A 14,735-nucleotide genomic window follows, 5' to 3' on the forward strand; every position below is an offset into this window, starting at 1 on the left:
GGTCGTCATCCCTTGATCGCCCCCGAGGAGATCCCGCGCATGAAGGAACGCTGGAACCCGAGGAAAGCGAGGATCGACGGCAGCATCGCCAAGGTCGAGGCGACCAGCACGATGCCGATCCCGACCTCCGGGTCGGCCCGCAGGCTGCGCAACGCAAGCGGGAGCGTGTAGTTCTGTGGGTCCGAGGCAACGAGCAGCGGCAGCATGTACTGGTCCCAGATCATGGTGAAGCCGAACACCCCGATGACTCCCAGAGCCGGGGTCACACTCGGCAGGATCACCGACCAGAACACCCGGATCTCGCCGGCCCCGTCGAGGCGAGCCGCCTCCTCGAGCTCACGTGGAACCTCCTTCATGAACTCGATCATCACGATGATCCCGAACCCCCAGGCGACGATCGGCACGATCATGCCGGGGAGAGAGTCCGTGATGTTGAGGTGCAGCAGCGGGAGGTCTGAAAGGACGATGGCGAGCGGGATCGCCAGGATCTCCTCGGGCAGCATCATCGTCGCCATGATCAGCAGCAGGACGATCCCCGCACCGCGGAACTTCTTGCGGGCCAGCGAGTACGCAGCAAGCACCGACACCGCCATCTGGAGCAGGAGCCCGAACCCGACGACGATCAGCGAGTTGGCGAGGTACCGGAGAACGTCGCGGTCCACGGCGGCTCGCCAGTTCTCCAGGGTGAAGTCGCTCGGCCACAGCGAGAGGCGCGACGGGTCGTGCGACCCGGAGAAGGCGCCCACCAGGAGTGCGACCAGCGGCCCCGCGAAGAGCAGCACGACCGCGGTGCAGGCAAGCGCCGTGAGCGCGCGGAGCCAGCGCGGGTTCTGCGCCCCGAGCCCGAGGGCGGTGTCCAGATTGCGATTCATGACTTCCTCCTCTGCGCACCGGCGCGCACCACCAGCGTCAGGACGATCGTCGCTACCAGGAGCACTACCGAACCCGCGGCCGCCACGCCCAGCTCATTGCGCTCGAACCCGAGCTGGTACACCAACGTCATGAGCACCTCGCTCGAACCGTTCGGCCCGCCGTTGGTCAACAGGAACACTTCGGTGAAGATCCGCATCGCGCGGATCGCCGCCAGGGTCAGGAGGATCACCATGACCGGCCGTAGTGCGGGGAGCGTCACGTATCGCACCCGGCGCACCCAGCCGGCGCCGTCGAGCGCCGAGGCCTCGTAAAGCGATCGGTCCACGCCGACCAGGCCGGCGATGATGATGATCATGTTGTACGGGGCGTCCCGCCAGATCCCGACGACGATCACGGACAGCAGCGACGAGTCCGGCGAGTTGATCCACTGTGACGGCTCCATCAAGAAGAAGCCGATGATCTGGTTCGCGAGGCCGTCCTCGGTCGGGTAGTAGATGATGCGCCACAGTTCGGCGATCACCGCGACCGGCACCACCACGGGCAGGAAGGCCGCGGAGCGGACGAACCACAGCCGGCGAGCCTGGCCTTCGAGCAGCAGAGCGAGCGCGAACCCCAGCACGAGGGCGCCGGCGATCTGGAAGAACGCGATGATCGCGGTGTGCCAGGTCGCCGCGAGGAACTCGTCCGTGGTGAACAGCGCTCGGTAGTTGTCGGTGCCCACCCACGAGTTGCCGAGGTAGGGCTGGACATCCTGGAAGCTCATGACGAGGGCCTGGCCCATCGGGATGAACTTGAAGTAAAGGAAGAGCACGAGGGCGGGGGCCAGGAACACCCACGGGACCCACGCCCTCCCCTCGCGACGCGCCGGGCGTCGGCGGGGCAGTTGCACCCTGGGCGGGGCGGTCGTCTCGGGTCGGGTCAGGACGGTCACGGGGCCAGCACCTCCTGGCGGCCGAGCTCGGCCGTGAAGACGTCGTCAAGCGCCTCCATCTCGGAACGGACGTCGAGCGAGCAGTCGCTGATGAGCGCGTTGAGCGTCTTGGCCGACTCGTTGAGGAACGGGTTCCAGTTGGGGACGGCGGGCACGTAGCGACCGTTGTCGTCGAAGAGTTGTTGGAACATCGCCCAGTCCGAATCCTCGCGCGTGTCGGCCATGTCGACGGTGGAGTTCACGGGCAGCCGGACGAGGTTGCCGTCCCGGTCTCCGGCCATGCCCATCTCCTGCCCCTGGGCAGAGATCAGGTACTCGGCGAACTTTTCCTGTGCTGACTGGTTCGGTGAGCCCGCCATCAGGTAGGCGTTGTTGCCCTCCGCCAGCGTCACGAGTCCCGCCGGACCGGGAGGTGGCTTGATCACTTCGAGGTCGCTCCCCAGCGCTTCCTTGAGGGACGGGAGCTCGTACGGGGCCACGAGGAACGACCCTGCGCCCCCGGACTTGAACAGATCCTTGGTGGTGCCCGTGTCGTAGCTGCTGGCCCCCGGCTGCAGGACGTCCGCCTGGCACGCCAGGTTCCGGATCCAGGTCGCCGCACGCACGGACCCGGTGGTCGCGACCGCGGAGCGGTAGCCGTCCGGGGTCTCCTCGAAGTACTCGCCACCGCCCGACCAGAAGAAGGTCGACGTATTCCAGGAAATGTAGCCGCGCTGGGTGGTTCCCGGCAGCGCGAGCCCGGCCACGTCCTTGCCCGTGCCGGTGGGATCGTCTTCGGCGAACCCCTGCCACATCGAGACGAGGGAGTCCCAGTCGTCGGGCACGTCGAGCCCGAGGTTCTCCCGCCAGTCCTTGCGGTTGAAGAGCGCGACCGTGTGCGCGGTCACCGGGACGCCGTAGTAGTCGCCGTCATAAGCCCGTGCGCCGTCCCAGGCACGCTCGTTGACGTCGTCGGCACCGTCGATGTCGTCCCGGTCGATCTGGCGCAGGAGCCCCTGGCTCTGCAGGTTACCGAGCTGGGCCGTGTCGTTGATGACGACGTCGGGCAGGTTGCGCTGTACCGCCCGCTGCTGGAGCTTGACCTCGAACTCGTCCGAGATCGACGTCATGGTCGCGGGGATACCCGTCTCCTCGGTGAACGCCGCGACGAGCTCCTGTCCGATCTTGTCGGACGGTCCCCCGGGCGACTTGCGCTGCCAGATCTCCAACGTCTGCTCGTCCGGCGGTGCCTGCTCGACCTGCACGGCAGCGGTCGCGCCGGAACAAGCGGAGAGCGCCAGCACAGCCGCGACGCCCAGGAAGGCTGCGAATTGTCTAGTCATGATCTCCGTCGTTCATGAGTGTCTGTCTGACCCGACCTCCGTTCCGGCGGGCGAGGTGCGGTCAGCCTAAGAACGCCCAGCGATACCTGTCCAAAACTCATTCGGCATCGATTGATACCGGGCCCGCATGAACAGGTCGTGCCGGGTGGGGCGAACGGGTCGGTCTCAGCGCGGTCGTCGCGGCGAGGCGACCTTGTCGAGGACGACGAGGTAGCGGCACGCCGACCGCGCCGCGTTGACGAACGTGCAGTCGGCGGGGGTGCCCAGCTGGAGGCAGTCGCCGGGCCCCAGGTCGTGCACCTGCTCGCCCTCGACGAAGCGCAGCTCGCCGTCCAGCACCCAGATCTGCTGGTCGACGAACCGGTACGACTCGGCGGGGTAGGTCACCTCGGCGCCGGGCGGGAGGTCGACCTCCACGAGCTCCAGCGCGGCGCTCGCCGGCGGGGACACCGCGCGCCGGACGTACCCCGTCCCCGCATCGGTCCACGTCGGCTGCTCCGCCCGCCGGGCCAGCCGCCTCGTGTCGCCCTCGGCGCGGGCCACCAGCTCGGACAGCGTCATGCCGAGCGCGGCGGCGAGCCGCCCGAGGAGCGCGGCGGTGGGCTGGGCGTCCTCGCGCTCGATGCGGGAGATCATCGCGCGCGAGACGCCCGACGCCTCGGCGAGCGCGGCGACGCTCAGCCCGCGGTCGGCCCGGGCAGCCTGCAGGGCGTGGGCGAGGGCGGCGCCGAGGTCGTCCGTCACGCGCGGCCCGCGAATACGATAGTGAACACGATCGCTACTATATGCGCATGATCCTCCGCGACGCCGTCCACTCCGACCTCGATGCCCTCCTGGAGATCCACAACGCGGCCATCCGCGCGTCGACCGCGATCTGGACGGACGACGAGGTGCCGCGCGGCGAGCGGGAGGAGTGGTTCGGCGCCCAGGCGGCGGCCGGCAACCCGATCCTCGTGGCCGACGACGACGGCACCGTCGCCGGGTACGCCACCTACGCGCAGTGGCGCGCCAAGGTCGGCTACCGCCACACGGTGGAGGACTCGGTCTACGTGGCCGAGGGATACCAGGGCCGGGGGCTGGGCCGGGCGCTGCTGGTCGAGCTCGTCGCCCGTGCCCGCGCCGCCGGGCACCACGTCATGCTCGCCGACATCGAGGCCGGGAACGCCGCGTCCGTCCGGTTGCACGAGTCGCTCGGGTTCGCCCCCGTCGGGCGGCTGCCCGAGGTCGGCACCAAGTTCGGTCGGTGGCTGGACCTGGCGATCCTCGCCCTGCCGCTGGGCGGCACGCGGGCGGGCTGAGCCCGCGGTCAGCGGCCGCCCGACTCCGCCAGCAGCCGGCGCCGGGAGCCGGCCAGGTGCACGCGCATCGCGGCCGCGGCGGCGAGCGGGTCCCGGGCGGCCAGGGCGTCGAGGATCGCGCGGTGCTCCTGCGTGACGGTCGCGAATCGCCCTGTCGTGCCGTCCCCCGTGCCCGCGGACGGCGCGGCGGAGGAGCCCAGGCGCCCACGCGGCATCGCGATCATCTGCGGGCCGAGGCGGTCCAGGGCGTCCAGGAGGTACCGGTTCTGCGCCGCCTCCGCGACGAGCCGGTGGAACGCGAAGTCGTGCTGCATCGCCGTCGCCGGGTGCCCCGGGGTGCCGTCGAGGTCGCGCAGGCGGGCGGCGAGCGCGTCGAGGTGGGCGTCCGAGCGGCGCTCCGCGGCGAGGGCGGCCGCCTGCGTCTCGACGCCCAACCGGAAGTCGATCAGGCCGAGCCGGTCCTCGAGCGAGCGCGCGACGGGCACGTCGTCGCCGTCCCCGGCGGGCGGCGCGAGCGCGTAGCTGCCGCTGCCGCGCCGGGTGTGGACCAGCCCCTCGAGGTTGAGGCGGGCGATCGCCTCGCGCACGACGGTGCGGCTGACCTGGTGCTCGACGGCGAGCGCGGTCTCGCTGGGCAGCTTCTCGCCGGGGGCGATGTCACCGTCGACGATCCGCGCCCGCAGCGCGGCGACGAGCGCGCCGCTCAGGGTCGGGGGCATGGGCTCATGCTTCCATCATCCGGCGCACCCCGGCCGGCGCGTCCTGACCGGGCCTCACCGCGACCCGACCAGCACGCTGTCCGTGGTCCACGCCCGCGCCTGCTCGGTGAGCGTCACGCCGAGCCCCGGGCGGTCGGGCACCAGCATCCGGCCGTCCTTCGTCTCCAGGCGCTCCTCGAACAGCGGGTCGAGCCAGTCGAAGTGCTCCACCCATGGCTCGCGCGGGTACGTGGCCGCCAGGTGCAGGTGGATCTCCATCGCGAAGTGGGGCGCGAGGTCCAGCCCGGCCTGGTCGGCGAGGGTGAGCAGGCGGAGGAACTGCGTGATGCCGCCGACGCGCGGGGCGTCGGGCTGGATGATGTCGCAGGCCCGGGCGGCGATGAGGCGCTCGTGCTCGGCCACCGACGCGAGCATCTCGCCGGTCGCCACCGGCGTGTCCAGGGCGGCGGCGAGGGCGGCGTGGCCCTCGGCGTCGTAGGCGTCCAGCGGCTCCTCGATCCACACCAGGTCGTACGGCTCGAGTCGCCGCCCCATGCGCAGCGCGGTGGTGCGGTCCCACTGCTGGTTCGCGTCGACCATGAGCGGGACGTCCGGGCCGAGGTGCTCGCGCACGGCCTCGACGCGGGCCAGGTCGGCGCGGGTGTCCGGCAGGCCCACCTTGATCTTGATGCCCCCGATGCCCTCGGCCAGCGACAGCGACGCACGGTCCTTCACCTCGTCGATGCCGGCGTGCAGGAAGCCGCCGGAGGTGTTGTAGGTGCGCACCGAGTCGCGGTGCGCGCCGAGCAGCTTGGCCAGCGGCAGGCCCGCGCGCTTGGCCTTGAGGTCGTAGAGCGCGATGTCGATCGCGGCGAGGGCCTGCGTCGCGACGCCGGAGCGGCCCACGGACGCTCCCGCCCACAGCAGCTTCGTGTACAGCCTGGCGATGTCGTTGGGGTCCTCGCCGAGCGCCGCGTCGGCGACCTCCTTGGCGTGCGCGTACTGGGCCGGCCCGCCCGCGCGCTTGGAGTAGGAGAAGCCGAGACCCTTGTGGCCCTGCTCGGTGGTGATCTCGGCGACGAGGAACACGACCTCGGTCATCGGCTTCTGCCGCCCGGTGAACACCTTGGCGTCGGAGACGGCGGTGGCCAGCGGCAGCGTGAGCGTCGAGAGCTGCACGGACCGGATGGCGTCGGGCTGGTAGGGCAGCTGGTGAGACATTGGCGCTCCTTCGCGTCTGCGGGCCGCCGTCGCGGCCGGCCCGGGGTCGTCCCCGGGCTCGTCCCCGGCGACCCGAGTGAGCATACAAGTCTGAAACCTGTATGACTAGAAGCGACGGGGGCGCCGCCACCACATGGTGAGCACCGCCTCGGCCGACGCCCCGCCCAGCGCGCGGTACCCGTGCCGGGAGTCGGCGGTCCACTGCAGGGACTCGCCGACGCCGAGCTCGACGGTGGCGTCGAGGGGGCCGACCTCGGCCCGGCCGCGGGTGACCAGCAGGTGCTCGGTCACGTGGGCGCCGTGCGCCTCCGAGCGGTGCATCGGACCGCGGTCGAGCCGCAGCGCGAAGACCTCCACCGTGACCTCGTCCTCCTGCGTGGCGGCCAGCAGCCGGGTGTGGATGCCGGGGGAGGACACCTCGGCCCCCGCGCGTTCGGCGAGCAGCCACGACATCGGGACGTCGAGGGCTCCGGCGAGGGCGTAGAGGGTGGCGAGGTTCGGGTTGCGCGACCCGCCCTCGATCTCCGACAGCGAGCCCTTGCCGATCCCGGCGGCACGGGCGAGGGCCCCGAGGGAGAGCCCCCGGACGGCGCGGGCGGAGGTGAGGCGCGCGCCGATGAGCGCGGAGAGCTCGGCGGATCGCACGGCGTCATCCTAGCGTTCTGTTTGCGGAACGAGGCGGCCCGGGCCTACCGTTCCGTTCGTGGAACGTTCGCTCGCGCAGCCGGTCGGTGTCGGGATCGTCGCCGCCCTCGTCGGCTTCACCAGCTCGTTCGCGGTCGTCGTCACGGGCCTGCGGGCGGTCGGTGCCACACCGGAGCAGGCGGCGTCCGGCCTCCTCGTACTGTGCGTCGTCCAGGGGCTCGGGATGATCTGGCTCAGCCGCCGCCACCGCGCGCCCCTGACCCTGGCGTGGTCGACGCCCGGCGCCGCCGTCCTCGCGGGTGCGGGCGGGGTCGCCGGCGGGTGGCCCGCCGCCGTCGGGGCGTTCGTCGTGTGCGGCGCCCTGATCGGGCTCACCGCGGCGTGGCCCGCGCTCGGCCGACTCGTCGCGGCCATCCCCGTGCCCGTGGCCCAGGCCATGCTCGCGGGGGTGCTCCTCTCGCTGTGCCTGGAGCCCCTGGTCGCCGTCACGGCCGCGCCGCTGCTCGTCGGGCCGGTGATCGTCGTGTGGCTCGTCCTCGCCCGCCTGGCGCCGCGGTGGGCCACGCCCGTCGCCTTCGGGCTCGGCGTCGTCCTCGTCCTGGCGGCGGTGGCCGCGGGGGACGCCTCGCTCGGGCTCCGGCCGCCGGGCCTCGTGCTGACGCCGCCCGAGCTCACGCTGCCCGCCGTCGTGGGCATCGCCCTCCCGCTGTACGTCGTGACGATGGCGTCGCAGAACGTGCCCGGGGTCAGCGTCCTGGCCTCCTTCGGCTACGCGGTCCCCTGGCGCGAGACGCTGCTGGTCACCGGGGCCGGAACGATGGTGGGGGCGTTCGCCGGCGGCCACGCGGTCAACCTGGCCGCCATCACGGCGGCGCTGCCGGCGTCGGCCGAGGCGCACCCCGACCCCCGGCGTCGCTGGGTCGCGACGCAGAGCGCCGGGTGGGCCTACCTCGTCCTCGCCGTCCTGTCGCCGCTGGTCACGGCGCTCGTCGCGGCGTCCCCGGCCGGGGTGTTCGAGACGGTCGCCGGCCTCGCGCTGCTCACCACCCTCGGCACCGCCCTGGCGGCCGCCCTCCGCGACGAGTCGCACCGGGTCGCCGCGACGGCCACGTTCCTCACGGCGGCCAGCCCCCTCGTGGTGCTCGGCGTCGGGTCCGCCTTCTGGGCCCTCGTCGTCGGGCTGGTGGTGTGGGCGCTGCTCGTCGCGCGGCCGCCGCGGCGCGCCCGTCGCCGGGTTGTTGGCGACCGTGCCGCAGTGGGACGACAGTGGGGGCCATGGCGAACAACGAGGTGAAGTTCAAGATCGACGTCCCCGCCGAGCTCGAGGGAGGGGTCCCGGCGGACTTCGCGTCGCTGTGGCACACGTCGACGTCGTTCGTCATCGACTTCGTCGCCGCCACCAAGCCGCCGCAGCCGGTGACCGACCCCGACACCGGGGCGGTCACCGGCCGCGTGGTGCCGGGCAAGGTGGTCTCTCGGGTACGCATCCCGCCGCAGCAGGTGTTCGAGCTGGCGCGGGCGCTCACCCAGCAGCTCGACGCCTGGGAGCGGGAGACCGGGAAGAAGACCGACGGCTCCGCCGGCTGACCCGCGACGTCAGAGCGCGCGCTCGGGCCGGGCGAGGATCCCCGGCACGAGGCGGGCGCTGAGCGCCGCCGCGCCACGGACGGAGAGGAACCCGAGCGCGAAGACGGCCAGCGCGGTGACGATCGCGACGGGCTGGACGAAGATCGCCATCCCGACCAGCGGGAACAGCAGCACGGCCGCGCAGAGCGCCGAGCCGCCGGCCACCATCCACAGGGCCGACATCACGGCGCGCCGCGCGGCCTCGCTCATCACCTCGCGCGGCACGCCGAGCCGGTCGAGCGAGACGTGCACGGCGGCCCGGTCGAGCGTCGAGGCGGCCTGGTTGATGCCCACCGAGCACGCGACCATGAGGAACGACACCGCCACGGTGACGAGGACGCCGGTGGAGACGTCCTGCATGAGCCACCGCTCGTCGGGGTCCATGCCCTCGGTCGACGTCATGTCCGCCATGGCGAGCCCGACGGCGCCGAAGACGCCGACGAAGCTGGTCATCGCCACGCCGCTGACCTGCCGCCACGCCGCCTTCGGGTCCTCGAGCACCATGCGCGCGGCGAGCAGGCGAGGCACCGTCTGCGCCTTGCGCGCCTGGCGCCGCGCCCGCACGCGCACGAACCACGGGCCCAGGGCGTCGAGGGCGAGCAGCATGCCGCCGAAGATCGCCGCGAGCGTGCCGACGATCGCGACGATGCCGCCCATCTCGCCGAGCACGCCCAGCACCTGCATGAGCCCCAGCCCGACGACGAGCACGCCGACGGCGATCACGACGCGAACCCAGTGCGCGGTGCCGGCCTTCTGCCGCGTCCGCACGCCCAGCGGCGTCACGACGACGGCGCGCAGGCCGACGACGGCGCTCGCCGCGGCCAGCAGCGCCACGCCGAGCACGGCGAGCGGCAGCCACCACCAGGGCACCCACATCTGCGCGCCGAGCGCCTCGCCGCGGAAGTGCAGCAGCCCCACGAGCGGCGCGAGGACCGCGTAGAGCACGACGCCGAGGACGGCGCCGGCCAGCGCCGTCACCGCCGCCTCGAGCACGGTGAGCGCGGTGATCGTGCCGGTGGTCGCGCCGAGCAGGCGCAGGGACGCGAGCCGCTCGTCGCGCCGTCGGGCGGCGAGGCGGGCGGCGGACGCGCCCACCGTGGCGAGCGGCACGAGGAGCAGCACGACGGCGATGACGGCAAGCGTCTCGTAGGTGGAGGCGAGCTCGTCGTCCCAGCCGAAGAAGGCCTGCGCACCGCCCAGCACCACGAGCAGCAGGGCCGTGACCACGGCGAAGCTCGCCACGGGCAGCGCGGTGGCCAGGCGGTCGCCGTCGCGTCGCCGCCGGAACAGCGGGGCGAGGTGGACGGCCGTCGCGAGGGCTCCGGTCGGCCGCGCGCCCGGCACGGTGGTCGGCGCGGGTGCCGGGGCGGTGGCGGTCATCGCGACACCTCGGCGGCGGGCGCGGCGGTGCCCGAGGTGGCGGCCGGGGCCGCCGTGTCGGAGACGACGCGGCCGTCGCGCAGGACGACGGTGCGGGCGCAGCGGCGCGCGACGTCGGCGTCGTGCGTGACGACGACGAGCGTGCGGCCCTGCGCGGTGGCGGAGAGCAGCAGGTCGAGCACCTCGACGGACGTGGCGGAGTCCAGGGCGCCGGTGGGCTCGTCGGCGAAGATCAGCCGGGCGCCCGTCACCTGGGCGCGCGCGATCGCGACGCGCTGCGCCTGGCCGCCCGACAGCTCGCCGAGGCGCCGCTGCTCCAGGCCCGCGAGGCCCAGGTACTGCAGCCACTGCGCGGCCTCCGCCTCGGCCTGGCCGCGCGACACCCCGCCGAGCATCCGGGCCACGGCCACGTTCTCGAGCGCCGTGAGCTCGTCGAGCAGCAGGCCCTGCTGGAACACGAAGCCGAGCTCCTCGCGCCGCAGCCGCGACCGGGCCGCGTCGTCCAGCGACTCGACCCGCACCACCCCCTGCCCCGACGCGAAGGTCACCGACCCGGCGGTCGGCCGCAGGATGCCCGCGAGGCAGTGCAGCAGTGTCGTCTTGCCGGAGCCGGACGCGCCCATGATCGCCACCGACTCGCCCGCGGCGATGTCGAGGTCCACGCCGTCCAGGGCGGGCGTGACCCCGCCGGGGTACTGCATCGTCAGGCCACGCGCGCTCAGCAGAGGTGTCATGACACCTACGGTGCCCGCGGCGGGCCGCCGGCCGCGTCGGACCATGAGCGGATTCCTCCCGGACCGGGGTCCCCCTGGGGTATGACGCGCCTCCGGGGGACCCCGGAGGTCAGGCGGTGGGGGGCCCGGCCCTGCCGCCCTCGCCTAGGCTCTGTCCCATGGCTTGGAGCTTCGGTCGACGTCGGCCCACCACGTACCTGCTGGGGGAGCCGGCCGACCCGTACCCGGCCCAGGCGCCGGAGGCGGCGCGCGGCCGCGTGCTGCGGATCACCGAGATCGGCGAGCCCGTGCTGCACGCGCCGGCGGCGACGGTCGAGGAGTTCTCCACCCCGGAGCTCGCGCGCCTGATCGACGACATGTTCGCCACGATGGAGAACGCCGAGGGCGTGGGGCTGGCGGCGCCGCAGGTCGGCGTCGGGCTCCGGCTGTTCGTGTACGACGTCGCGGACGAGCGCGGCGACCGGCACGTGGGGCACGTGGTCAACCCGGTGCTCGAGGTGGACGCGGACGCCGACCCCGAGACCGAGGACGAGGGCTGCCTGTCCGTGCCCGGCGCGTACGAGCCGCTGGAGCGGCCCGGCGCCGCCACCGTGCGCGGCGTCGACCAGCACGGCGGGCCGGTGCAGCTCTCGGGCCGCGGGTTCCTGGCGCGCGCCTTCATCCACGAGGCGCAGCACCTGGACGGCACCCTGTACTGGGACCACCTCTCGCCCGAGCTCCAGGCGGACGCGCTGCGCCAGCGCGACGAGGAGCGCCCGGACATCCTCGCCGGCCGGCACGAGCTCGCCGTCGAGCTGGGCAAGCGGCCCGCCGAGTACCCGGAGAAGCCCGCGGGCGGCCGCTGAGCGACCGTCCGCGGGCGGTCGCTCAGCCCAGCATCCCCGGGGCGATGGAGAAGAACTCCTTGACGCCGTCGTCCAGGCTCGTGCTGCCGAACCCGACGTCCTGCGCGATGCGGGTGAACTCGACCTCCACGGCGCCGGCGCCCTCGGGCGGCGGCGGGGGAGTGTCGCCGGCCACCTCGGACAGCTGCGTCCAGTAGTCGAGGATCTCCTTGTCGAGCCCCTCCGGCTCGAGCGCGTCGAGCGCCGGCTGCGAGATGGGCGCACCGCGCGACAGGCCGAACTCCTTGCTCACGGCGGGGTCGTTGGCGATGAAGTCGATGAACTTCGCCGCCTCCTGCGGGTGCTCGCTGCTCGCCGACATCGACAGCTCCAGCGACGGCTTGAGGTAGAGCCCGCGGTTCCCGGCGTCGTCCGCCGGGGGGAGCGTCATCGCGAAGTCGCCGGCCGCGCTGCCCTCCGAGAAGCGGACCAGGAAGTTGTAGAAGCTCAGCTCGCTGGCCGTGATGCCTGAGCCGAGGGGGTCCGCGCCGTTGAGCTGCTCGGCCCGCTTGGGGTCGATGAACCCGCTGTCCTCGAACAGGGGCGTCGCTCGCTCCCACCAGGTCGCGAGGTCCGCCTCGGTGAAGCCGAGCGCCCCGTCGGCGGTGAACAGCGCCTTGCCCTGCTGCGCGAGCCAGATCTCGAACACCGTCCAGATCTGGGTGTACTGCACCGAGCCGCTCACCTGCGGGTCGGCGTCCGCGCCGGCCTTGCCGACCTGCGACAGAACCGCGTCGTACTCGTCCCACGTCAGGTCGCCGGTGGGCACGTCCACGCCCAGGTCCCCGAGCAGCCCCGTGTTGAAGAAGGTCGCGATGCCGCCCGTGCTGGTCGGGATACCGACGATCTTCCCGTCCACCTTGGCGGCCGGCATGACCGTCTCGGGGAACGTGGAGATGTCGATCGTGCCGTCCTGCGTGAACTCGTCGAGGGGCGCGATCTGGCCGCTGCTGCCGTACTGCGACAGATAGGTCACGTCCATCTGGAACACGTCCGGCAGGCTGCCGCTCGCGGCCTCCGTGTTCCGGGAGGTCCAGTAGTCGGCGAACGACGCGTACGACGACTGGACGGTGACGTGCGGGTTCTTCTCCTCGTACAGGTCGATCGCCTTCTCGTACCGCTCGGCGCGCGACGCGTCGCCCCACCACGCGAAGGTGAGGGTGACGTCCTCACCGTCGCCGCCCGAGGCGTCGCCGCCGCTGCAGGCGCCGAGCGCGGCGACGGCGCCGACGGCGAGGAACGCGACGCCGGAGCGTCGGAGCTTTCTCGTGGACATGAGGGCCTCCTTGCACACATGTGCCGTCGGTCGACGGTCGTGACGTGTCAGATGCTGGCAGGCCGACGGTCGTGCCGAGCGCGAGCGGACAAAAGCGCGCATCGGTGGACATGCGAGCGGGAGGGGACGGTCAGAGCGTGCGCGCCCAGTCCGCGACGGCGGCCGCGACGTCGTCGTCCTTGCCCCGGACGTCGTGCGCGCCGGGCAGGATGACGGCCGTGACGGGACCGGGGATGGCCGCGGCGTGCTCGGCCAGCTCGTCGGGGCTCCCGAACGGGTCGCGGTCGCCGGAGACGAACAGCACCGGCACCGCGAGGTCGGGGAAGTGGTCGACGCGCAGCTTCTCGGGCTTGCCCGGCGGGTGCAGCGGATAGCTGAGCAGCACCAGCCCTGCGGCGGGTAGGCCCTCGGCCACCGCCATCGAGCACATCCGCCCGCCGTACGAGCGGCCGCCCAGCAGGAGCGCGTCGGTCCCGACGCCGAGCGACCCGGCGAACCGTTCCGCCTCGGCCCGCAGGTGCGCGACGGCGACGGGAGGCCGGTCCGGCATCCGCTTGCCCGCCAGCCGGTACGGGAAGTCCAGACGCTCCGTGGGCAGCGGCGGGTCGAGCGCGGCCAGCCGCTGCTCCACCGCCACGAGCGTGTGGTGGTCGCGGCTCGCGCCCGCGCCGGGCGTCAGGACCAGGCCTCGGGGCGTCGTCGTGTCGGGCACGGGACCAGTGTCACCCGCGCCGCCGAGGGACCACCCGTTCACCGCGGGGGAGCACGGAACCTGCCGAGGTAGTACCGGACCTGCCGAGGTAGTACGGAACCCCGTGAGGTAGTACTCGTGCCCGCGAGGTAGTCCCGGGCGGGCCGTGCCGTCCGCGCGATGTCGGACCGAGACGCGCGGTCAGGTACTACCTCGCCGGTTCCGGTACTACCTCGGCAGGTCCGGTACTACCTTGCCGGTTCCGGTACTACCTCGCCGACTCGGGTACTACCTCGCCGACTCAGGTACTACCTCGCGGAGGTCTCTGGCCGGCTCGTGCAGGGGGTGTCGCCGGGGCGGGCTAGCGTGCGGGGATGAGCGACGTCGAGCGGGGGCCCGTACCGGACGCGATCGAGCCGGGCAGCACCGTGCGGGGAGAGGACTGGTACGGCCGGGACCTGTCCGGCGGCACCTTCGAGCGGGTGGAGCTCGTGGAGGTCGACCTCACCGAGGTGACGGCCACCGGCGCCACCTTCGTGGAGTGCACGTTCCGCGGTGCGCGGTTCAACGCCTCGGTGTGGCGCGAGACCGCGTTCACGGGGTGCACGTTCAGCCGCACCAACCTGTTCGACGCGTCGTTCGAGGGCTGCAAGCTCGTGGGTTCGCGCTTCGACGACTGCCGCTTCGACCTGCTGCGGGCGGAGCGCGGCGACTGGTCCTTCGTCACGCTGCGGCGGGCGGCGATGGACGGCGTCCACCTCGAGGGCCTGCGGATGCGCGAGGCCGACCTCGACGGGGCGCGGCTGGCCGGTGCCACCGTGATCGGGGTGGACCTGTCCGGCGCGGAGCTGGGCGACGTCGACCTGCGCGGCGCCGTCCTGCGGGGCACGGACCTCTCGGCGCTGGACCCGCGTGCGGCGCGCCTGACCGGTGCCGTGATCGACCACGCCCAGGCCGTGGTCATCGCCGAGTCGCTGGGGCTCGTCGTCACGCCCTGAGCCGCCTCGGGCCCGCGCGCCGCGTGGGCCTCGTCACACCGCGCTCCCCTTCGTCCAGGTCATGGAGCCGTTGTCGGCGCCGACGTCGCGGACGTCACTCCGGTCACTGGTTTACATCGTTTACATTCTTGGTGGAGCAGCGCTCGATGCGCTCTGCC

General features: G+C 72.9%; 16 protein-coding genes. 5 read left to right on the forward strand and 11 right to left on the reverse strand.

The features are described from left to right. Positions 1–5: 5 nt before the first annotated feature. From ACFCZN_RS08490 to ACFCZN_RS08505, 4 genes are all read right to left on the reverse strand, one after another. Entirely contained in the window at positions 6–872 is an 867-nt protein-coding gene (locus tag ACFCZN_RS08490) for a carbohydrate ABC transporter permease (RefSeq protein WP_430556476.1), read from the reverse strand. Continuing rightward, positions 869–1,804: a carbohydrate ABC transporter permease gene (locus tag ACFCZN_RS08495; protein ID WP_430556477.1), complete on the reverse strand. Its 936-nt coding sequence runs from the start codon at positions 1,802–1,804 to the stop codon at positions 869–871. The genes ACFCZN_RS08490 and ACFCZN_RS08495 overlap by 4 nt, the downstream gene beginning before the upstream one ends. Next, a complete protein-coding gene (locus ACFCZN_RS08500; protein ID WP_430556478.1) occupies positions 1,801–3,126 on the reverse strand; it encodes an extracellular solute-binding protein in 1,326 nt (441 codons plus the stop codon). The genes ACFCZN_RS08495 and ACFCZN_RS08500 overlap by 4 nt, the downstream gene beginning before the upstream one ends. Positions 3,127–3,291: 165 nt before the next feature. Further along, on the reverse strand, positions 3,292–3,870 hold the full coding sequence (locus ACFCZN_RS08505; protein ID WP_430556479.1) for a helix-turn-helix domain-containing protein: 579 nt from the start codon (positions 3,868–3,870) through the stop codon (positions 3,292–3,294). Between the two features lie 47 nt (positions 3,871–3,917). Here ACFCZN_RS08505 and ACFCZN_RS08510 point away from each other — a divergent pair, with 47 nt between their 5' ends. After that, positions 3,918–4,424, forward strand: a complete 507-nt coding sequence (locus tag ACFCZN_RS08510; protein ID WP_430556480.1) for a GNAT family N-acetyltransferase — start codon at positions 3,918–3,920, stop codon at positions 4,422–4,424. Between the two features lie 8 nt (positions 4,425–4,432). Here ACFCZN_RS08510 and ACFCZN_RS08515 read toward each other — a convergent pair whose 3' ends face one another. From ACFCZN_RS08515 to ACFCZN_RS08525, 3 genes are all read right to left on the reverse strand, one after another. Continuing rightward, on the reverse strand, positions 4,433–5,143 hold the full coding sequence (locus tag ACFCZN_RS08515; protein WP_429765864.1) for a FadR/GntR family transcriptional regulator: 711 nt from the start codon (positions 5,141–5,143) through the stop codon (positions 4,433–4,435). A gap of 54 nt (positions 5,144–5,197) precedes the next feature. After that, positions 5,198–6,343: a mandelate racemase/muconate lactonizing enzyme family protein gene (locus ACFCZN_RS08520; RefSeq protein WP_430556481.1), complete on the reverse strand. Its 1,146-nt coding sequence runs from the start codon at positions 6,341–6,343 to the stop codon at positions 5,198–5,200. A 105-nt stretch (positions 6,344–6,448) separates the two neighbouring features. After that, the gene (locus ACFCZN_RS08525; RefSeq protein ID WP_430556482.1) at positions 6,449–6,988 is read right to left on the reverse strand and encodes a helix-turn-helix domain-containing protein; all 540 of its coding nucleotides are present in this window, start codon (positions 6,986–6,988) and stop codon (positions 6,449–6,451) included. Between the two features lie 58 nt (positions 6,989–7,046). Between ACFCZN_RS08525 and ACFCZN_RS08530 the strand changes: the two genes are divergently transcribed. Together ACFCZN_RS08530 and ACFCZN_RS08535 are read left to right on the forward strand one after the other, a co-directional pair. Next, on the forward strand, positions 7,047–8,282 hold the full coding sequence (locus tag ACFCZN_RS08530) for a benzoate/H(+) symporter BenE family transporter (protein WP_430556483.1): 1,236 nt from the start codon (positions 7,047–7,049) through the stop codon (positions 8,280–8,282). Further along, positions 8,264–8,575 (forward strand): DUF3467 domain-containing protein, encoded by a 312-nt coding sequence (locus ACFCZN_RS08535; RefSeq protein WP_429765858.1) that lies wholly within the window; start codon positions 8,264–8,266, stop codon positions 8,573–8,575. Before ACFCZN_RS08530 ends, ACFCZN_RS08535 begins: the two co-directional genes overlap by 19 nt. Positions 8,576–8,584: 9 nt before the next feature. Here the strand turns inward: ACFCZN_RS08535 and ACFCZN_RS08540 are convergent, their stop codons facing one another. Then, a complete protein-coding gene (locus tag ACFCZN_RS08540; RefSeq protein WP_430556484.1) occupies positions 8,585–9,994 on the reverse strand; it encodes an FtsX-like permease family protein in 1,410 nt (469 codons plus the stop codon). Beyond that, the gene (locus ACFCZN_RS08545; protein WP_430556485.1) at positions 9,991–10,728 is read right to left on the reverse strand and encodes an ABC transporter ATP-binding protein; all 738 of its coding nucleotides are present in this window, start codon (positions 10,726–10,728) and stop codon (positions 9,991–9,993) included. The genes ACFCZN_RS08540 and ACFCZN_RS08545 overlap by 4 nt, the downstream gene beginning before the upstream one ends. 158 nt (positions 10,729–10,886) lie before the next feature. On the opposite strand from ACFCZN_RS08545, the gene def reads away from it, so the two are divergent. Beyond that, the gene (def, locus tag ACFCZN_RS08550) at positions 10,887–11,573 is read left to right on the forward strand and encodes a peptide deformylase (protein WP_430556486.1); all 687 of its coding nucleotides are present in this window, start codon (positions 10,887–10,889) and stop codon (positions 11,571–11,573) included. A gap of 22 nt (positions 11,574–11,595) precedes the next feature. Here def and ACFCZN_RS08555 read toward each other — a convergent pair whose 3' ends face one another. Then, the gene (locus ACFCZN_RS08555; RefSeq protein ID WP_430556487.1) at positions 11,596–12,888 is read right to left on the reverse strand and encodes an ABC transporter substrate-binding protein; all 1,293 of its coding nucleotides are present in this window, start codon (positions 12,886–12,888) and stop codon (positions 11,596–11,598) included. Between the two features lie 130 nt (positions 12,889–13,018). Continuing rightward, complete coding sequence (locus ACFCZN_RS08560) at positions 13,019–13,600, reverse strand: alpha/beta family hydrolase (protein WP_430556488.1); 582 nt, start codon at positions 13,598–13,600, stop codon at positions 13,019–13,021. 353 nt (positions 13,601–13,953) lie between these two features. Between ACFCZN_RS08560 and ACFCZN_RS08565 the strand changes: the two genes are divergently transcribed. Next, on the forward strand, positions 13,954–14,577 hold the full coding sequence (locus ACFCZN_RS08565; RefSeq protein ID WP_430556489.1) for a pentapeptide repeat-containing protein: 624 nt from the start codon (positions 13,954–13,956) through the stop codon (positions 14,575–14,577). Positions 14,578–14,735: the final 158 nt, after the last annotated feature.

Source organism: Isoptericola sp. NPDC056134 (assembly GCF_042264825.1).
Lineage (GTDB): Bacteria > Actinomycetota > Actinomycetes > Actinomycetales > Cellulomonadaceae > Isoptericola > Isoptericola nanjingensis.